Annotated in this window: 19 protein-coding genes; 2 read left to right on the plus strand and 17 right to left on the minus strand. The window is 46.3% G+C overall.

Going from position 1 to position 18,371, the window contains the following annotated elements; all coding sequences use genetic code 11:
* Positions 1 to 2 precede the first annotated feature (2 nt).
* The 9 genes from G9F75_RS18055 to degS form a co-directional block, all read right to left on the minus strand.
* The gene (locus G9F75_RS18055; RefSeq protein ID WP_003151394.1) at positions 3 to 485 is read right to left on the minus strand and encodes a flagellar protein FlgN; all 483 of its coding nucleotides are present in this window, start codon (positions 483 to 485) and stop codon (positions 3 to 5) included.
* Positions 486 to 499: 14 nt separating this feature from the next.
* Positions 500 to 766, minus strand: coding sequence for a flagellar biosynthesis anti-sigma factor FlgM (flgM, locus tag G9F75_RS18060; RefSeq protein WP_003151393.1), 267 nt, complete (start codon positions 764 to 766; stop codon positions 500 to 502).
* 69 nt (positions 767 to 835) lie between these two features.
* Positions 836 to 1,255: a TIGR03826 family flagellar region protein gene (locus tag G9F75_RS18065; protein ID WP_014419009.1), complete on the minus strand. Its 420-nt coding sequence runs from the start codon at positions 1,253 to 1,255 to the stop codon at positions 836 to 838.
* Between the two features lie 73 nt (positions 1,256 to 1,328).
* On the minus strand, positions 1,329 to 2,018 hold the full coding sequence (locus G9F75_RS18070) for a ComF family protein (RefSeq protein WP_199449054.1): 690 nt from the start codon (positions 2,016 to 2,018) through the stop codon (positions 1,329 to 1,331).
* Positions 2,019 to 2,023: 5 nt separating this feature from the next.
* Positions 2,024 to 2,308: a late competence protein ComFB gene (gene comFB, locus G9F75_RS18075; protein ID WP_003151389.1), complete on the minus strand. Its 285-nt coding sequence runs from the start codon at positions 2,306 to 2,308 to the stop codon at positions 2,024 to 2,026.
* Between the two features lie 57 nt (positions 2,309 to 2,365).
* Positions 2,366 to 3,751, minus strand: a complete 1,386-nt coding sequence (locus tag G9F75_RS18080; protein ID WP_029972824.1) for an ATP-dependent helicase ComFA — start codon at positions 3,749 to 3,751, stop codon at positions 2,366 to 2,368.
* A gap of 107 nt (positions 3,752 to 3,858) precedes the next feature.
* Positions 3,859 to 4,707 (minus strand): DegV family protein, encoded by an 849-nt coding sequence (locus tag G9F75_RS18085; RefSeq protein ID WP_003151387.1) that lies wholly within the window; start codon positions 4,705 to 4,707, stop codon positions 3,859 to 3,861.
* Between the two features lie 97 nt (positions 4,708 to 4,804).
* Positions 4,805 to 5,494 carry a two-component system response regulator DegU gene (degU, locus tag G9F75_RS18090; protein ID WP_003219701.1) on the minus strand — a complete coding sequence of 230 codons (690 nt, stop codon included), beginning with the start codon at positions 5,492 to 5,494 and terminating at the stop codon, positions 4,805 to 4,807.
* 76 nt (positions 5,495 to 5,570) lie between these two features.
* Positions 5,571 to 6,734 carry a two-component sensor histidine kinase DegS gene (degS, locus tag G9F75_RS18095; protein ID WP_007407484.1) on the minus strand — a complete coding sequence of 388 codons (1,164 nt, stop codon included), beginning with the start codon at positions 6,732 to 6,734 and terminating at the stop codon, positions 5,571 to 5,573.
* A 222-nt stretch (positions 6,735 to 6,956) separates the two neighbouring features.
* Between degS and G9F75_RS18100 the strand changes: the two genes are divergently transcribed.
* The gene (locus G9F75_RS18100; protein ID WP_007614107.1) at positions 6,957 to 7,604 is read left to right on the plus strand and encodes a YigZ family protein; all 648 of its coding nucleotides are present in this window, start codon (positions 6,957 to 6,959) and stop codon (positions 7,602 to 7,604) included.
* A gap of 4 nt (positions 7,605 to 7,608) precedes the next feature.
* On the plus strand, positions 7,609 to 8,823 hold the full coding sequence (locus tag G9F75_RS18105; protein WP_167409289.1) for an LCP family protein: 1,215 nt from the start codon (positions 7,609 to 7,611) through the stop codon (positions 8,821 to 8,823).
* An 89-nt stretch (positions 8,824 to 8,912) separates the two neighbouring features.
* Here the strand turns inward: G9F75_RS18105 and G9F75_RS18110 are convergent, their stop codons facing one another.
* The 8 genes from G9F75_RS18110 to tuaB form a co-directional block, all read right to left on the minus strand.
* Positions 8,913 to 9,989 carry a glycosyltransferase family 4 protein gene (locus tag G9F75_RS18110; RefSeq protein WP_003151382.1) on the minus strand — a complete coding sequence of 359 codons (1,077 nt, stop codon included), beginning with the start codon at positions 9,987 to 9,989 and terminating at the stop codon, positions 8,913 to 8,915.
* Positions 9,990 to 10,120: 131 nt separating this feature from the next.
* A complete protein-coding gene (gene tuaH, locus G9F75_RS18115) occupies positions 10,121 to 11,317 on the minus strand; it encodes a teichuronic acid biosynthesis protein TuaH (RefSeq protein ID WP_022553869.1) in 1,197 nt (398 codons plus the stop codon).
* 19 nt (positions 11,318 to 11,336) lie between these two features.
* On the minus strand, positions 11,337 to 12,095 hold the full coding sequence (gene tuaG / locus G9F75_RS18120; RefSeq protein ID WP_012118576.1) for a teichuronic acid biosynthesis protein TuaG: 759 nt from the start codon (positions 12,093 to 12,095) through the stop codon (positions 11,337 to 11,339).
* A gap of 23 nt (positions 12,096 to 12,118) precedes the next feature.
* Positions 12,119 to 12,799, minus strand: a complete 681-nt coding sequence (gene tuaF / locus G9F75_RS18125) for a teichuronic acid biosynthesis protein TuaF (RefSeq protein ID WP_017418812.1) — start codon at positions 12,797 to 12,799, stop codon at positions 12,119 to 12,121.
* The gene (tuaE, locus tag G9F75_RS18130; RefSeq protein ID WP_121984548.1) at positions 12,796 to 14,283 is read right to left on the minus strand and encodes a teichuronic acid biosynthesis protein TuaE; all 1,488 of its coding nucleotides are present in this window, start codon (positions 14,281 to 14,283) and stop codon (positions 12,796 to 12,798) included. Before tuaE ends, tuaF begins: the two co-directional genes overlap by 4 nt.
* Positions 14,284 to 14,350: 67 nt before the next feature.
* The gene (tuaD, locus tag G9F75_RS18135; protein ID WP_103526589.1) at positions 14,351 to 15,691 is read right to left on the minus strand and encodes a UDP-glucose 6-dehydrogenase TuaD; all 1,341 of its coding nucleotides are present in this window, start codon (positions 15,689 to 15,691) and stop codon (positions 14,351 to 14,353) included.
* Between the two features lie 4 nt (positions 15,692 to 15,695).
* Positions 15,696 to 16,892, minus strand: a complete 1,197-nt coding sequence (tuaC, locus tag G9F75_RS18140) for a teichuronic acid biosynthesis protein TuaC (protein ID WP_167409290.1) — start codon at positions 16,890 to 16,892, stop codon at positions 15,696 to 15,698.
* Positions 16,889 to 18,337 (minus strand): teichuronic acid biosynthesis protein TuaB, encoded by a 1,449-nt coding sequence (tuaB, locus tag G9F75_RS18145; RefSeq protein WP_014419019.1) that lies wholly within the window; start codon positions 18,335 to 18,337, stop codon positions 16,889 to 16,891. The genes tuaC and tuaB overlap by 4 nt, the downstream gene beginning before the upstream one ends.
* Positions 18,338 to 18,371 lie beyond the last annotated feature (34 nt).

An 18,371-nucleotide genomic window follows, 5' to 3' on the forward strand; every position in this document is an offset into this window, starting at 1 on the left:
TTCTAAGCTTTTGAATCGAATAATGTCAAACGGCTGACAGGCTTGCGCGCCGCTTGCGGCTCTTTATAATTCATATTCTCTTTTTCACCCGGCATGATCATATCGAATGCCCCGGAGATGAATTGTAAAGCCTGAATCGTGAGCTGTTTGTTCATCTCATTCACTTCTTTCAGACGGTCAAGAAGCGCAGACAAAGAGTGAAATAACCCTTCAAGCTCCTGTTTTTCACTGCCTGAAGTTCTGGAGATGCATGCAGCAATTGTATTGTCCTCACCGCGGCTGAGAAACTGAGAAGTTAACCTGATTCGTTCTTCCTCAGTCTGCCCGATTGCCTGAATATACTTTTGCTCTTTGGTCAATATGTTGGAGAGCTCTTTTGTTTTACCTGCTTTCAGCGCTTCCGTTTTCTCCTCAGACAGCGTGAGCAGATGTTCATGCAGTGCGCAAAGTCGCTTCAGTTGATCAATAATTGGCTTTGCTGACATTGGCTTTCTCCTTTTTATTGCTTTTTATAGAAATTCACTATATTTTCAGCGATGCTGTTTGAATCTATTTTATATGTTCCGCTCTCTATATCCGCTTTAAGCTGAGCGATTTTTTCCTGACGTGTTTTAGTGACCGCATCTGACGCATTTTGAAGCTCTTTTGCATGAGAAGAAATTTCCACTTTGTCCTTCGGCTTTGCAGCCTCTTTTTGTACGGCTTGCTTTTCGTAATTTTTTTGGTATGGATTAACGGATTGTGTTCCGTACTGATTGATTTTCATAGGATTCCTCTCGCTTTCTGTTCGCAGTCTAATTCTTTTATCGACTGCGTTATCAGTTAGTTTAGGGAATCAGGTGTTTTTGGTATTATAGGCATAGTATGTGTCTTTTGTACTGTTTTTTTCATCGAATTCAGCGGCTGTTTTTTGGTTCATATGGTCTAATTGCGACTCAATATCTGTCTGACAGGACTTGCAAAATTTCCCCGTCCTGATTGGATTTCCGCACCTTTCGCAAGGATATGCCAAATTCGGAAGCTGGCTGATCTGAATCCTTTTTTGTTTGATAAACTTGAGGATCAGCTCTTCATCCACACCTGTTTCCTCAGTGATCTGCTGCATCGTCGACTGTCTGTTGATCTGCTTTCTCAAAAATTTATAGACGGTTTCAAATGCTTTTTCTTCTTCTTTAATACATGCCTGGCACACGGTCTGCAGGTTCGTTTTAAAAAATAAAGCATTGCATTTTGGACAATTCGCCAATTCACCCATCGTATTAACTCCTATTCCTTCTTTAATCTGCCTTATATTTCTATCAATTATATCGGCAGAAAAAAAGAATGATTTAGCTTCTGATTAAAGTAAAAGAGGAGACCGATGACGCTTTACCCGCTGTCAGCAGGACTTCGGCGGCTTGGTGAAGTGTGGCGCCCGTCGTATAAATATCATCTATTAAGATGACGTTCATACCTTCGGCGGAGTTTTCGGCTGCTGAAAACTTTTTTTCTGCGGACAGCCTTTCTGTTTTGCTCTTTTTGGATTGTTTTTCATTGTTCAGTCGGATGAGGGGGAAAATGACGGGCATTCCGAGCAGAGAGGCCAGCAGCTCGGATTGATTGAATCCGCGTTCCGCCAGCCGTTCGCCGCTCAGCGGAATAGGGATGAGAGTATGTGTATTTGATGGATATGCCGCTTTAAAGCCGGCAGCAAAGTCACGTTCAAATGCTTGAATGATTTTCGCATCACCCCTGAATTTAAACCGGGCCAATGAGTCCTTCATCGCATCATTATACAAATATACCGAACGGTTTTGCCGCAGCAAAAAGCGCTTTTCCGTTTTTGATTCCCGGGCCGCACAATCAGCGCATTTTTCATTTGACTCCCGAGGCCTCCCGCATATACTGCATACGGGGCCTTCAATTTTTTCGAATTGGCTGCTGCATGCGCTGCATACCTCTTGCTCGGGCGCCAGAGAAAACAGAGATCTCCAAGTCAATGAACTTGAAATTGGTGAGTCACACAATAAACAATTCAGAGATATTACGCTCCTTCCCGAGTTTCACAGAACTCGCTTGGATTAACCGAAACAATCGCCGCTGATTCAGCCAGAATGACAAGCAGCGCCGTATTTTTCTGTTTATCAACTATCTCTGCTTTTGCATAAGCAACTTTCTTTTTATCTGTAACATATGCCGGTTCAGCCCGGTTTAGTGAAAGTGCCAGTACATCATTTTTGCATACCCGGCATGTGCATTTCATATGAAGCTTAGGCATATGGCGGTCGAGAAGTTCCTTTAATATGATTTCTTTAGAATTGACAAGCATGCTGACAGCTCCTCATAGGAAAGTATGAGTATACTGTATCACGTTTTCTGAAATTAACTAGTCCAACAATTTACTTTTTTGTGCCAATTTGTTCATATGTTCTATATGTTTTTTTGCTTTTTTCATTCCGTTTGTAATTCCGAAATGAAACATGACGACATCACCGCTGAAATGTTTATAATGCCTTCCCGTTCTGCCCGCGATCTGTACGAGCGCGCTCTCAGTAAAGATAGGTGCTTCTGCGCCGAGGACACATGTCTGAACTTTGGGCACGGTAACCCCTCTTTCTAAAATCGTAGTCGTTACCAGCAGGTCAAGCCGGCCGTCTCTGAATCGTTTCACTTTATCCTTTCTGAATGTGTCTTCCGCATGTACGCCTTCTGCCCGTATGTTTAATTTCCGAAAATAATCCGTTGTCTTTTTCAATACGTGTACAGACGGGACGAATAAGAAAACCGGCAGCTGTAATTGAAGTTTTTGGCGGACCCAATCCGTTACAGAGCGCGGCAGTTTTCCTTTCTGAAGCTTCTTCTTCCAATTGCCGCACCACAAAAAACGCGGCTCCGGGAGGGGTTTCCGATGATATCTGGCCGGTATGCGGACGCTTTTCAGCAAACCGGCTTCAGCCTTCTTTTTTAATGTGTCTGAAGGAGTCGCCGTTACATAAACAAGGGCGCTGTTTTTCTTCCTCGCTTTATCAACAGCGAATCTTAATGTCTCATCGGCTGAAAAAGGAAACGCATCTACTTCATCTATTATCATGACATCAAAAATGTCTCGGTAGCGCATCAGCTGGTGAGCGGTTGAAATCATCAGCGGAGTCAAGCGGCCTTTGTCCTCGCTGCCGCCGTACAAAGCAGAAACTTCGACTTTCTCAAATGCTTTATTCAGTCTCGGCAGCAGTTCAAGTACGACATCTGTACGCGGAGTTGCGACACAAACGCGCAAACCGTGATTCAGCGCAAACTCGATACCCGGAAACAGCATCTCTGTTTTCCCCGATCCGCAAACCGCCCATACTAAAAGCTCTTGTCTCTCTTTTATCGCATCTGTAAGCGCGGCGGCCGCCCGCTTCTGTCCGTCTGTCAGTGTTCCTTCCCAAGAAAGCTTTACAGGCTCCCAGCTGTTTTCAGGGGCTTGATTCCAAGAATATAATGATGTCAGTTCATCAGCCCTTCCCATCATGACACAGGCACGGCAATAGGTAATCTGCCTTTTGGCAGAGGGCGCCCAAAATGCCGCAAAGCTGGCTTGATCAGACTGACCGCATCGTTGGCAGACGTAACGGTTTTTCCGGCGGATGATTGACGGCTCGGCCGTTATATATTCTTTTTCTGTTAAACGCTTGATGCGCTGGTCTGAAAACGGTATCTCAGATCTCAATAAACGCCGGCCGTAAAAGAAATCCCGCACCTCTGAAAATTCTGAATCACCTTCGGACATCTCCCTGCCTCCTTTCTGCTCAAAGTATGCCTGCCGGGAATTTTTTTGTCGAATCACGAAAACTTAATAATAAAAAAATCTCCGCCCTTGAAAACGGAGATTTTCACTTAGTTTTTAAAGCACCAGCCGATTCCGATGGCGCCTTCCCCCAAATGGGTTCCGATCACGGCACCGAAATAGCTGTTATAGAATTCGACATGAGGATATTTACCGCTTAACTCCTGTATAATATCCGCCGCTTCTTCTTCCCTGTTTGCATGGATGACAGCTGCCCGCATCGGGATTCCTTTACTTGCATCCTCCCCAAACAGCTCAAAAATTCTCGAAATCGCTTTTTTGCGTGTCCGAATCTTCTCAAAAGGAACAATTACCTTATTGTCAAAATGAAGAATAGGCTTTACCTTTAACAGACCGCCGATAAAAGCCTGAGCGCTGCTTAGACGCCCGCCCCGCTGGAGGTGTGATAAATCGTCCACCATAAAATACGCACGGACTGTTTTTTTCATTTCTTCCAGCTCTTTTATAATCTCTTCCGGTGAGTCAACACCGTCTTTAATGAGCTGTGCTGCCTTTAATGCATAAAAACCTTGTGCCAAACAGCTGATCTCTGAATCAAAGGGATAAACTTTAATATGATCAACCATAGTGTTTGCCGAGGCGGCGCTGTTATAAGTTCCGCTGATTCCGCTGGACAAATGTATGCTTATGACTGCGTCATATGTTTTGCCCAGTTCTTCGTACAATGCGATTAATTCACCGAAAGAAGGCTGGGACGTAGTCGGCAGCTCATCATGATTTTTTACTTCTTTATAAAAACTTCTCCAGTCGAGTTCTGTTTCTTCGCGGAATGTTTTTTCACCGAAAACCACTTGGAGAGGGATCATATGAATATGATGTTCTTCTCTCATCTCTTTCGGAATATATGCTGTACTGTCTGTTACAACTGCAATCTTCATCACTTTACCTGCCTTATTAAGTACTTAATAAGTATTTTAATAGATATGCAGCTGTAAAAAAAGACTTGCCATAACAGGCAAGTCTTCTCACACATGACTAACGCATCTCTACCCAGCCGTTTTTAATGGCTACGACAACGGCTTGTGTCCGGTCATTAACGTTCATTTTCTGCAAAATATTACTCACGTGATTTTTCACTGTTTTCTCACTGATAAACAATGATTCACCGATTCCGCGGTTGCTTTTTCCGTCTGCAAGCATTTGCAGCACTTCACATTCCCGTCTCGTTAATATATGTAATGGTCTCCGGATTTCCGGGTAAACCTCATGCTGAGGATGAGCAGAAACTCCGCTTGTCGCAAGACGGCGGAATTCGTTGACAAGATTGTGGGTTACTTTCGGGTGAAGGTAAGAACCTCCCTCGGCTACCACTTTCACTGCTTCGATTAAAGTATCTGCGTCCATCTCTTTCAGGAGATAGCCTCTTGCACCTGTTTTTAAAGCATGAGTCACATAGTTTTCATCATCATGGATGGAGAGGATAATCACCTTAGATTCAGGGTACAGCTCAACAAGCTGTTTAGTAGCCTCTACTCCATTTACATTCGGCATATTGATGTCCATTATGACAACATCGGGATGATAATGCTCGACGATTCGAGCCGCCTCATCTCCATCGTCACCTTCTGCTACCACTTCAAAGGTAGGTTCAAAATCCAATATTCTTTTTACACCCTCACGGAATAGTTGATGGTCGTCGATAATAACAATATTTACTTTAGTCACACGCTACGCCTCCTTATCCTATTGTTCTATATACGCCGCTGTTCGGTCAATATGTCTTTTGGCTCTATTTAACAAATTATAGGCCGAGAGATAACGGAACCTTAATCATGATAAATGTCCCAAGACCTATTTTAGAGTCTATCGTTATCGTTCCTTCAAGCAGATCTACTCTTTCTTTCATTCCCAGCAAGCCGAATGACTTGTTTTTCTTTTGTTTAGCATCCTTAATATCAAAGCCTTTTCCATTGTCCTTAATGATGAGAACGACAAAATCAGCGGTTACTTCCACTTTTACTGTAATTTCCTCTGATTCTGAATGCTTGAGTGCATTTGTGACGGCTTCCTGAGCGAGACGGAAAAGCGCCACTTCAAATTGCGGGGCAAGCCTTTGGTTCTCCGTGTCTCCGATGCACTGAAAATGTATTTTCACCTTTCCGTTGTATTCTTCAGTTGTATAAAGATATTTTCTCAGTGTCGGAATCAGCCCGAGATCATCCAATGCCATCGGTCTTAAATCATATATAATCCTTCTGACTTCGTAAAGGGCATTCCGCACATTCTGCCGTAGATTTCTGATTTCCTGAAATCCGTCCTCCGTGCCGCGGTCGCGGAAGATCCGTTCAATTAATTCCGATCTCATCATGACATTTGCCAGCATTTGCGCGGGACCGTCATGAATTTCTCTGGAAACTCTTTTTCTTTCTTCCTCTTGGGCTTCAATGATTCTTAACCCGAAATCTTGTTTAGCCTGCGCATCGGCAAGAAGAAGCCCCACTTGGCGAAGGTCTTGATTCAGGTAATTCAGAACGACGGTTATTTGGCTGACCAACGATTCTGACCGTTCAATGATTTCCTGAAGCCCTAAAAGCCGGCGTTCTAAATCATCTCTGCGCTCCCGCAGCTGCTTTTCACGCTGTTGGATCATCGTCAGTTCCACTTGAAGTTTGTGCGCCTTTTCATAGGCGTTGCGAATTTCTTCTTCGCTGAACTTATGGAAATTTCTGCTTACTTCAGACAAGCGGTTTCGTGCGTGCCGCGTATGAACTTCAAGTTTGTCGCCCAGCTCAATGACTTCGTAGACCTGCTGTTTGATCTGTTTGAGTTCTTCAACCAGCTGCTCATATTGCTGGCGCGACTGCTCTCCGATTTGAAAAACCTCGTCCTTACTCCCGTCCACGGTTTTCAGCATTTTCATAAGTATAGAATCCAAAACTTTGGAGTCCATCTTCGATTTATTCATCTGTCTCCCTCCGTAACGGTGTTGTTATGTATTTTTATTATAAATGTAATTGAACTGCAATTTATGTCGAATTATAATGAAAGAATGCGTATATTCTAGAAAAAAACATTTTTATATAGTATCTTACTCTTTCATGATACCAAAATATGCGCAAAAATTCTAAAGTCTGTTCGAATTTGTAGAAACAAGTCTTTTAATGCTTGTCAGGAGGGTCCAGCAATCATGCTGCACAGCTATTTAACAGTTAAAGAAACGGGTGAACATGAGATTGTGATTGAAAAATCGCGTTTTATCTGTCACCTGAGCCGTGCTGCTTCTGAAGAGGAAGCGCAGGAATTTATACAAAAGATAAAAAAACAGCACTGGAATGCGACTCATAACTGCTCAGCTTATCTGATCGGCGAAACCGACCATATACAAAAGGCGAATGATGACGGAGAACCAAGCGGCACAGCCGGCGTCCCCATGCTGGAAGTGCTGAAAAAACGCGGTCTGAAAGATACCTGCGCGGTGGTTACCCGGTATTTCGGCGGAATAAAGCTCGGTGCAGGCGGATTGATTCGTGCATATGGGAAGTCAGTGTCTGAAGGCTTAAATCATATAGGAGTTACGGAGCGGAAGCTGATGCGGATTATGCATACATCAGCGGATTATACGTGGCTCGGCAAGATAGAGAACGAACTGAGAGAATCAGTTTTTTTACTGAAAGATATCCATTATGCGGATCATGTCGAATTTGAAACGTACGTTGAAGAAAAAGACAAAGACGAGTTTATAAAATGGATGACAGAGCTGACGAACGGCAAGAGTAAGAATACAGAGGGAGAACTGACGTATTTAGAAACAGACGTCAGCCCTAAAGGAGACTAATGTAATGGCTGAACGTGTAAGAGTGCGTGTTCGAAAGAAAAAGAAAAGCAAACGAAAGATCATATTCAAACGGATTTTGCTGCTGCTTACCCTCGTTTTGTTAGTCGCTGCCGGGTTTGGCGGATACAAAGTATACAAAACGATCAATGCGGCAGATAATGCATATGATGCCCTTTCCCGCGGAGACAAATCAAAACTTCGGGATAAAGTCATCGATATGAAGAAAAAACCGTTCTCCATTTTGTTTATGGGGATCGAAAATTATGCCACCAGCGGAAAAGGCGGACGATCAGATTCCCTTATTGTCGTTACCCTTGATCCGAGAAATAAAACAATGAAAATGCTGAGTATTCCGCGTGATACGCGGGTGACGCTTGCCGGCGACACAACCGGTAAAAAATCAAAAATCAATGCGGCTTTTGCTAAGGGCGGAGCGGATGAAACCGTGTCAACCGTAGAAGATTTATTAGACATACCGATTGATAAATATGTCACTGTCGACTTCAATGGCTTTAAGGATGTTATTGATGAGGTAGGCGGGGTCGATGTAAAAGTGCCTTTTGACTTCGACGAGATGAGTGACGTCAGTAAAAAGAAACGGATCTATTTCAAGAAAGGAAACATGCATTTGAACGGTGAGCAGGCTTTGGCTTATGCGCGGATGAGAAAACAGGATAAGCGCGGAGACTTCGGCCGGAATGACCGCCAAAAGCAAATCCTAAATGCACTGATCGACCAAATGTCCAGAGCTGGAAATATTGCTAAAATCGATAAAATCGCTGAAACAGCGAGCAACAACGTCCAAACGAATATCCGAATCACTGAAGGACTCGCTCTTCAGCAGATTTACAGCGGCTTTACCAGTAAGAAGATTGATACACTGACCATAACAGGATCAGATTTATATTTAGGCGGAACTGCAACTACGCGCGGAACATATTATTTCCAACCAGATCCGACCAATCTCGAAAAAATACGGCAGGAATTGCAGAAACATTTGGATTACCCATCCGGAAGCAGCACGGCGTCCGATCCTGCTTCTGACAGCACCGGAACGGACAGTACGACTGATTCGACTTCCGACAGCACGGGAACAGACGGCACAACCGATTCAACTTCCGGCGGCACAGGAACAGGCGGCACAACCGACTCAACCAACGGTACTGCTGGTGCAAACGGTACGGACAGCACACAGTCCGGCGGCACAACAGGCTATTAAGAGTAAACCCGATCCTTTGAGCAGGATCGGGTTTTTTTATATAATAAGAGAATAGTAAAAAAGCAGACCATTCGCATGATCTGCTCTTTTTAATTTTTCTTTACCAATCTTTTGTAAAACTTGGTAAATGGTTTAAATTGTTCATTTACTAACCCTGTGACCTCTGCTATGATTTGCATAAATACAATCAATACAAAAATAATAAACAGCGAAAGCCAAATGGTCGCGCTTTTCAGCAGGATGGCACTGACGCTGAAAATAAAGCCGATTAAATAAATGATAATGACAGCCGTGCGGTGTGACAGCCCGAAGGCCATCAGCCGGTGGTGTATATGTGACTTATCAGGCGCTGAGATCGGCTGTTTGTTTAAAATCCGCCTGATGACGGCGAATGTCGTATCAAAAATCGGCACGCCCAAAATGATGATCGGAATAATGATACTGAATAAAGTAACACTTTTATAAAGACCTAATAATGAGAGTACTGAGATGACGTATCCGAGAAAGAGCGATCCGGTATCTCCCATAAATATCTTTGCCGGGTGAAAATTATAAAATAAAAATCCGAGTGTGCTTCCTATCACGACAAGTGAAAGTGACAGAATAAGGATTTTCCCTCCGGACAACGCCATAACGGCGATAGTGGAGAGTCCGATGACCGACAGGCCGGCAGCGAGTCCGTCCAAACCGTCAATCAGGTTCATCGCGTTCGTAATACCGACGATCCATAACACAGTCAGCGGGTAAGCGACCCATCCCAATTCTAAACGTTCCGTTAAAAACGGTACGGAGAAAAAGTCCATTTTCAGTCCCGTGCTCACAATCATAATGGCCACGGCCAGCTGGACGAAAAACTTTACCTTTGCGCTTAATTGGTATTTATCATCAAGGATTCCTAAAATAACAATAATAAACGCACCCACCGTGATGGCGGTCATTTTCGTTTCATTATATATGCCGGCCGCGAGCACACCCGCCGCTACGCCGATAAAGATGGCCAAGCCGCCCATACGGGGCATTATTTTATCATGTACTTTTCGGTTGCTGGGCTGGTCAACTGCACCTATTTTGATCGCAATTTTTTTTACGATAGGAGTTAGGATTAAAACCGTTAGCAGAGAGACAAAAAACGCAACAACTATGCGAAACATGCGTTCGTCAAGCATAAAGAAGTCTCCTTTGGAATTATATGAAGTCTTTTCTGATATTGAACCGTTCCTTCCATTATAATTCTTACTAGTTATTATAACAAGCATCATCAAAAAGAAACACGCAAATCAAAAATGCGCTTTCCCTTTTAATGGGATTGCGCATTTTTCAATATACCCGTGCATTCGAGCATTCGGCCGAATAAAACATTCCAATCCCGTTTCCGGGCCAATTCACGGCGCAAAGCCTCATATGATCCGCTGCGGTCCGCTGCCAGAAGCGCGTCGCAGGCCGCGATGAAATCTGCGGGGTCACTGCCTTCAACGTATTCATAGACGAAAGGCCTTTTGATTTTTGACGTAGAAGAAAGGTTGCAGCCGACAACCGGTTTCCCGGCGGCTAAAAATTCAAAAAGCTTAAGCGGAAATACCGCGTCATTATAAGGTGAATTTTTATACGGCATGATGCCGATGTCGACAAGCTGCATATAGGACGGCACTTCATTCGGCGCGGCAGGTCCCGTCCAGATGACATTCGGACGGTCCAAAAGCGACTCGAAATCCGGATCGTCCTGAGCCGTGTTCGGGCCTACCAATAAAATCGTCCAATCAGGCCTCACATCTGCCGTTTCCGCCATAAGCGCAAAATCGAGCTTCGGTTTGATTCCGCCGATAAAACCGAGAACCGTTCCGTTCCGTCCCCGTAAAATGTCTTCATCCGGCTGTTTATTTTCCCGTGAAAACAGGTCATATTCCACTCCGTTTTCAATGGTGAACACTTTTTGGTACGGATTCTCCAGCTTTTTTCCGACCTCCCGGTGCAGACAGTCAGATGTACATGTTATGGAATCGGCACGCTGAATGATTCTCATTTCCGCCTGTCTAATGATGTTTCTTCTAACATTTGACAGCACCCCGGACCGGCCGCTGATCGGAGCGGCCCACAGATCACTGCAATCGTAAATCACTTCATCCCAAGGAAACAGATCTGCCAGCAGCGGAAAACCGGGGAAGGTGTACCATAAGCAGCAGCGGGCCCCTTCTCCTTCTTCCTTCAGCATGTTCAACAATGGTGAAAGCTTATGCCTGTAGCACATGTCTGTATACCTGCCGAAGCGGAAAGCTTTTTTCTGCATGAGATCCTTTACAGTGAACTGCCGGATTCCCTCGGCGATCCCGGCCATCTGACCATCATTGGCTCGCGGAGACGGGCATACCCAAATGACGCTTTTCGTTTCTTTTTGCCGGGCGAGAAATTCAGCCAGCCGGTGCCGTCTGTATCTCAGCCGGTCATGCCCCCATTCCGCCGCTCCGACGATTACGTGAATAATCGGTTCCACCTTCATCACCCAGCTCCTCTGACGCCTACAGTCTTTTCAAGACCGCGTTTTTCGCATATTGCATAAAACACCACGAAGCCTTGATAAAATGCAGGCGCTCAATTTCTCTATAAACAAACCACGTTTTTTTTGCGGCTTTCCACTTGTTGCTTGAAATCGAATTCTGAACAAGCCTGTATTCTGAAAGGCACTCATTCAGGCCGTAAGCCGTAAATCCCCTTTTCAGCAAGGAAAGCCATGTCGCTAAATCCTGCCGCGTTCTGATATCAGGCATTTGAATCTGCCCTGTCTGCTCTCTGTCAATCATGACCGTTAAACAGCCGATAATCGTGTTTTTTAAAGCTTCATCATATGACAGGCTTTCAGGGGCTTGAATCGTTTTGTCCGTCGGCGTTCCGTCCTGCTCCATGACGCTGTAGCCCGTAAATGAAAAAGCGCAGGACCGCTCTGCCATAAACGCAAGCTGTTTTTGAAGCTTTTCCTTTTTCCATCTGTCATCGCTGTCCAGAAATGCGACATATCGGCCCTTGGCATGTTTAAGGGCTGTATTTCTGGCAGCCGCGGCTCCCCCGTTTTTCTCTAAATAAACGACGCGGATCCGCTCATCCTTTTGTTCATATTGCCGTAAAATATCTCTCGTTCCGTCCGTTGAACAATCATCCGCGATAATCATTTCCCAATGCGGGTGGCTTTGATGTAAAACAGACTGAATCGTGTCTTCGATATATTCACTTGCGTTATAAGACGGTGTAATGACAGATACGAAAGGTTTCCAGTTTGTCATGGTCACATCTCCATCGCAGATTTTTACAAGGACTCTCTAAAAAACTCAGGAATGACAATGAACATAAATGCAACTGCAATGCCGATTAAAACGCCCAGAACCGCTTTCTTTTTCGGCGGCATGCCTTGTCCCGCCGTTTCATTCATCGGCTCTGAATTGATGACGCCGGCCGCTTTCAGGTTCAGCTGCGTATTTTTCAATTCGTATAAAAATCGTTCCTTATCCACTTTGGCGTCCGCGCTGACGGTTTCTCCTTCAAGCGCAGCAATACTCTGCCGCACTACTTTTGCCCGTTTTTCAAACAGGTCCTGGTCATTCTTCAGAAAAGTTTTTATGACGGCTTGAAACACCGATTCGGTCTCCTGTTTGTTTTGGCCGCTGTAGCTGACCGTGATCAATGAATCTGATTGTGTTTCGACAGTCAGTTTACTTTTCACGGCCGCTCTTTCTTCGTCTGTTTTATCAGGCAAAGCCTGCTTTAAAAAGGCATCGCTCGTCAAAAGGAGCGGGATTTCTTTTGTATTGTTATAAAGCGGATGATCATAATTTCCCGCGGCGATCGCGGCTTCTGATGTAAAACTGCTGTTTCCGCTGATTTTTGACGGCAATACATATCCCGCCGCCCCTAACACAACGGGCAGCGCAATGATCCAAATGATATTCTTTTTGATACGCCGGGTTATTCTTGTCAACATATCCTTCATCTCGCATCTCCCTGTTTTTCATAGTACGCCGTGACGGCAGGCTCCTTTTGTAAACGCCTCAATATATTGACCGCCGCGATCACGAGCGAGAGAAATACCCAGTGGAAAAATAAATTTGATACGGAGCTTGGGCTGATGCTGCTTACCAAAAAACCGGCCATCGCCGTGATAAGTCCTTCTGTGACCAGTCTTGACTGATTTTCCGATTTTCTTTCATGACATTTATAAAGTGTCCAAAAAAGGAACAAATAGACTGTCAGGTAACCGAGCATCGTAAGCACGCCGAAGTTCGCCATAATCTCGACGAGCCAGTTGTGCACCTCAACTACGCCGCCCGTATCATAAACGGGCTCCGCTTTTAAATAGTAAGAGACGTTTCCGGCACCCACTCCGAACCCCCAGGAATCAATCACATAGTGAAAGGCGTTCTTTAAAAGATTCGCCCTCGCGAGGTTGGAAGGAAGCGGTTGCTGTCCCGGCATCGCCTGCGGAGCTGAAAACAGATTCAAGACGGCATTGGTGATACGGCCCGCAAATAAAACCGCAAACAGCGCCGCGCCCGCTCCCGCAACGTACAGCGCGAGTTTTTTCAACAGGGAAGGCAGCAGGATGAAGACGTATACAGCCGCCCCCGCGCATATGCCCAGCAGACTCGCGCGCGAACCGGTCAAAATGATTAAATACAAAGCGCAGATCGCAAAGAGCAGGCTGACGGCCTTCACATAGCCGTTTTTCATATTTTTCACCGCCGCCGCATACAGAAAGAAACTGATGCACAAAAACGTCGCGAAATCATTTTGATTAAAGAAAACGGACGTCGGATAATGCTGTTTGTACTGCGGGCCGTTATAAAGCGTGGAGCTCGGCAGATGGTGGTGTGTAAAATGGTTGTAAAAGCCGATCGCCATCACAAAAATGGTCATCACAAGCCATATGCCGTAAAAAACCATCAGCTGATCAAAGCGCTGAATGAACATGACGATAAGATAAATCAAAAACATGCCCATTCCCATTAAAGCTAAATATTTAATCCCGTACGTCACGGATTTTGCCCACAATAACGATAGGAGACCGTATGTAAACCATAAGGCGAAAAACATCAGAACCCCTTTTACATTCACCCGATTCCATCTGTCAATATGATGACGGTTTGTCAGGATGCCGGCGATGTGAAGGGCGCCCGCTCCGATTAATAACAGCCGGTATATAAATAAGCTGAAAAATCCGAGATGAACCGCAAAGAAGGCCTGGTTTAAAAATGTACACGCGATCAGTATGTAAATGAGCCCCATAAACATCTGACCGTTTGTTGTAAAGGCGGATAGCAAAGCAAGTCCGGCAATGCCGATCATGGCGGCAAGCAGCAGCACGGTGATTTTTCCGAAGCCGGCATCCGCCCTGACCGCCTCCAGCATGATGAATCCTCCTGTAATGAGAGCGGCAAGCAGCACAAGAACATGTGCCGCTGAACGTTTGATACTCACATGGCAAACCCCTTTCCAAAACCGGCAGCCGAGCCGGGCTGCCGAGAGCCTGAAGACAAATCTTTTTCTATCTTGCCAGTTCTTTTATTTGCCGATCGGCATGAACCGCCGGACGTCCGACGGAATGATAAGTGAATCCTGAAACCCTCATATACTCCAGCGGAAACATATTTCTGCCGTCAATGATGACCGGCTGTTTGAGCAGCTGCTTCACTCTCTGAAGATCCATCTCCTTGACTTCCGGCCAATCTGTTGTAATCAGGCATGCGTCCGCGTTTTTGATGGCACTGTACAGCTCTGTGTGATACTCAATGCCGCCGTCTCCTAATATCGCTGACGCTTCGGGAATCGCGATCGGATCATACGCTTTCATGTGAGCGCCCTGCTCTTTAAGACTTGTGATGATATCAAGAGCCGGGGCGGAGCGGACGTCATTTGTGTGCGGTTTAAAGGCCAGCCCCAGTACGGCCACGGTTTTCCCTTTTAAGGGCCCGATGGCGCGGTTCAATTTTTCCGTAATACGGACCCGCTGCTTCTGATTGGTTTCAATGACGGCTTCCATCATTTGAAACGGATAGCCGGCGGCGTTTGCGATATGCAATAAAGCCGTTGTATCCTTCGGAAAGCAGGATCCGCCGAATCCGATGCCCGCCTGCAGAAATTTATTCCCGATCCGGCTGTCAAGACCGACGCCTTCTGACACGTGGGAAATGTCCGCCCCGACACGTTCGCAAATATTGGCGATATCATTAATAAAAGATATTTTGGCGGCTAAAAAAGCATTTGCGGCATACTTAATCATTTCCGCGCTTTCAAGATTGGTCTTTACGATCTTCGTACGGAACGGCTTATGAAGCTCTTCAATGACCGAAGCGGCATGTTCGCTTGTGGCGCCGATAACCGCCCGCTCCATCTGCATCGTATCCCGGACCGCAGAACCTTCGCGGAGGAATTCAGGATTTGACGCGACATCAAACGGATATTTTCCCTTTGACGCTTCGCTGACGATTTGGTAAACGAGCTTTCCCGTCCCGACCGGAACAGTGCTTTTGGTGACAATGATTTTGTATCCGTTCAGCTGTTCTCCGATTGTTTGCGCCGCTGCCTTAATGTAGGTCAGATCGGCTTCACCCGTCTTTGACATCGGCGTACCGACGGCGATATAGATGATATCAGCGGCTTTCACAGCCGGCTCAATATCGGCCGTAAAGGATAAGCGCCCGGCACTGACATTTTTTTCGGCTAATTCCTCAAGCCCCGGTTCATATATCGGGATGACTCCGTTTTGCAAGCTTCTGATTTTCGCTTCATTGATGTCACAGCAAGTCACATGATGGCCGATTTCCGCAAAACAAGTTCCAGATACAAGACCTACATACCCTGTTCCTAATACAGCGATTTTTTTCACAGCTTCATCCCTCTTTCGAAAGGTTCTCCTCTTGCCCGGCCCGGTTCATTACGGATCGGTATTTCTCTTTCAGCGCTTTCGCGTTTTGGCTTGCGTCAAAATACGTGCGGACGGTTTGATAAAGTTCCTCGGCTGTTTGCGGCGTCCAAGCCTCTCCTCCGTCATATTGCAGAATCGATTCTGCCAGCGTGTCAGGTGAACCCGGCTTGATCAGCAACCCCCGGTGTTTCCCGAATAAAGAAGCCAATCCTCCGACATCGGTGCAGATCACCGGCACCTTCAGAGCGAGCGCCTCAATGACCACAGTCGGCATGCCTTCGCTGTAGGACGGCAGCGCCATTACATCCGAGGCCAGCAGATAGTCCTGTACCTTGTCGTTCGGCACTTGCCCCGTGACGATATGAGCGGCTTCCCGCAATGAAGATGCGGCAGGACCGTCACCGACAAAGACAGCTTCATATCTTTCATCCAATGACTGAACGGCTTTTGATAAGTCGAAAACACCTTTCTCTTTGACAAGCCTGCCGATGAACACGATCATTTTTTTATCCGGAGGAAGGCCGAGCCGTTTTCTGACGGCTTCTTTCGTCTCGTTCCTTTCTCGGAAGGCGTCAAGCGTGATGCCGATCGGAAGCACGCTGCACTCCGCTTCGATGAGCTTTTTCATTTGTTCCCGCAGACTGCCGCTCACAGCGTAAATATCGGCTGCTTCCCGCACCGCAAATGTAAATGCGCGATGAGCGCTTTTGCTGTAATGCGGATAGACATTGACATCACTGCCATGCAAGGTCAGCACATACGGAATGCCTAGAGCCTTCGACACAATGGCGGCCGCTCCGCCTGACGGCATGGCGAAATGCGCGTGAATCAGATCGGGCTTCAGGCCATGATTTCTAATCGCGGAAAGAACCGATGCCGCCATTCTTTTATGAGGCTGCGCCCATTTCAGCTGCCCGGGAACCGCCTGATAAAACGGCCGGTGGACGGACACGCCTTTCCGCCATTCATGCGCCGGCCTGATATCCTTTTGCCGATACGTCTTTTTCAGCACCCGGAATGGCGCGGCGAGTTTCGGCCGCGGACAAATGACAGTCATCTCCGCGCCAAGCTTTCTCAGTTCTTGGGCCTGCGTCTCATGAAAAACCCCTTCTCCCGGCTTCTCACTGCTCGGATATACACTTGTCATCCACAATACCTTCATAGCAAACGTCCTTTTCTTAATTTACTTTTCATATGCGGATAAGCTTTTCCTAACAGGAATAAATAACACAACGCGCCGCAGACTACGGAGATTGCCAGACGCAGCTTGACATCAAGGCTGATCCGCTCCGTGCCGAAGCTGGCTGTAAAGGCGATGACACCCATTGCCGCCGTAAGGAGAAACGGTTTGGCCACGGCTTTGAAGTAAGCCGACAGACGCAGCTTAATGACATATGCCAACAGCCAGCGCCCGATCAGGAAATTCAGGATGCTGATGAAAGCGTACGTCCAGGCTACCGTCAAGAGATTTCCGGACAGCACGGCGGCGTACAAAGATGCACCATACAGCAGCATCACCCCGGCGTCCCAATAAAACGCCAGATCGGCCCGCCCTTTTGCGAGCAGCACAGATCCGTTCGGATTCATCAGAACCCTTAAAATCCCGACGATGGCGAGAACGTTTAAAACCGGGACAGCCGCCAGCCATTTTTCTCCGAATACCGAAGCCACGAATGCATCCGACACTGAAACCAAACCGAGCAAAAGCGGAAAGGATATCAGCGCGAGTATTTTGGTCATATTGAGAAATCCTTCTCTGATAACGCTGTTTTCATGCTTGTTTTTCGCAAAGACGGGAAACGCGACTCTCGTAATGATCGGATTAATTTTTAATACCGGAAGCGTGACAATCTGGTAGGCCAGATTGTAAATGCCGAGCGCCTCGGCGCCGATAAAACTGCCGATCAGAATCATATCAATATTCGCTCCGAGCCGGTTCACAAGCCGGGAAGACAGCTGAAAGGCCCCGAAAGAAAAGAAGCCTTTCATTCCTTTCAGATCAAAAACGAACGCCGGTCTCCATGTTTTTCTGCAGGCCATCCAGTACAGAATCCCTTTCGACGATTGCAGCAGCACCTGAGAAATCACATAGGCGAGAATCGGGTCCGTATAAAAAACCGCGGCCGCCAAATACACGAAGGACAGCACATTTGAAAAGATTTCAATCTTGCTTAACGTGTTAAATGCCAGCGCTTTTTGCAGCATATACTGGTATTGCTGACCGATCGGCGCGATTAAAAACATGACGGCCAGCACGCGGATTAAATAGACAAGCTCCTCCCGCCGATAAAAATCGGCGATGAGCGGACTGCTGAAAAACAGCAGCGCAAACAGCGCAAGCCCCGTTATGATATTCAGCCAGTACAAGGAAGACATCTGTTTATCAGTCACATGATCTTTTTGAATGAGCGCGGCGCCAAAACCCATATCAAGCGCAATTTGGGCAAACACCACTACCGTTGTGATCATGCCGACAAGACCGAATTCAGCCAGTGACATGACCCGCCCGAGCAGGGCGAATTGGATGATTTGAATGACCGTAATACACGCTGTCGAAATACTTGTCCATTTGGCGCCGCTCAAGATTTGATTTGTAATACTAGGCATCGTTTTCCCTACTTTTTTGTCTGCTGACCAGAAT

It is taken from the genome of Bacillus sp. EKM208B (assembly GCF_011800725.1).
Lineage (GTDB): Bacteria > Bacillota > Bacilli > Bacillales > Bacillaceae > Bacillus > Bacillus velezensis.

Bases quoted from the DNA above. Each gene is read 5' to 3' on its own strand.
- G9F75_RS18055 (WP_003151394.1), bottom strand. From the start codon at position 485: ATGTCAGCAAAGCCAATTATTGATCAACTGAAGCGACTTTGCGCACTG.
- flgM (WP_003151393.1), bottom strand. From the start codon at position 766: ATGAAAATCAATCAGTACGGAACACAATCCGTTAATCCATACCAAAAA.
- G9F75_RS18065 (WP_014419009.1), bottom strand. From the start codon at position 1,255: ATGGGTGAATTGGCGAATTGTCCAAAATGCAATGCTTTATTTTTTAAA.
- comFB (WP_003151389.1), bottom strand. From the start codon at position 2,308: ATGCTTGTCAATTCTAAAGAAATCATATTAAAGGAACTTCTCGACCGC.
- G9F75_RS18080 (WP_029972824.1), bottom strand. From the start codon at position 3,751: ATGTCCGAAGGTGATTCAGAATTTTCAGAGGTGCGGGATTTCTTTTAC.
- G9F75_RS18085 (WP_003151387.1), bottom strand. From the start codon at position 4,707: ATGAAGATTGCAGTTGTAACAGACAGTACAGCATATATTCCGAAAGAG.
- degS (WP_007407484.1), bottom strand. From the start codon at position 6,734: ATGAATAAATCGAAGATGGACTCCAAAGTTTTGGATTCTATACTTATG.
- G9F75_RS18100 (WP_007614107.1), top strand. From the start codon at position 6,957: ATGCTGCACAGCTATTTAACAGTTAAAGAAACGGGTGAACATGAGATT.
- G9F75_RS18105 (WP_167409289.1), top strand. From the start codon at position 7,609: ATGGCTGAACGTGTAAGAGTGCGTGTTCGAAAGAAAAAGAAAAGCAAA.
- G9F75_RS18110 (WP_003151382.1), bottom strand. From the start codon at position 9,989: ATGCTTGACGAACGCATGTTTCGCATAGTTGTTGCGTTTTTTGTCTCT.
- tuaH (WP_022553869.1), bottom strand. From the start codon at position 11,317: ATGAAGGTGGAACCGATTATTCACGTAATCGTCGGAGCGGCGGAATGG.
- tuaG (WP_012118576.1), bottom strand. From the start codon at position 12,095: ATGACAAACTGGAAACCTTTCGTATCTGTCATTACACCGTCTTATAAC.
- tuaF (WP_017418812.1), bottom strand. From the start codon at position 12,799: ATGAAGGATATGTTGACAAGAATAACCCGGCGTATCAAAAAGAATATC.
- tuaC (WP_167409290.1), bottom strand. From the start codon at position 16,892: ATGAAGGTATTGTGGATGACAAGTGTATATCCGAGCAGTGAGAAGCCG.
- tuaB (WP_014419019.1), bottom strand. From the start codon at position 18,337: ATGCCTAGTATTACAAATCAAATCTTGAGCGGCGCCAAATGGACAAGT.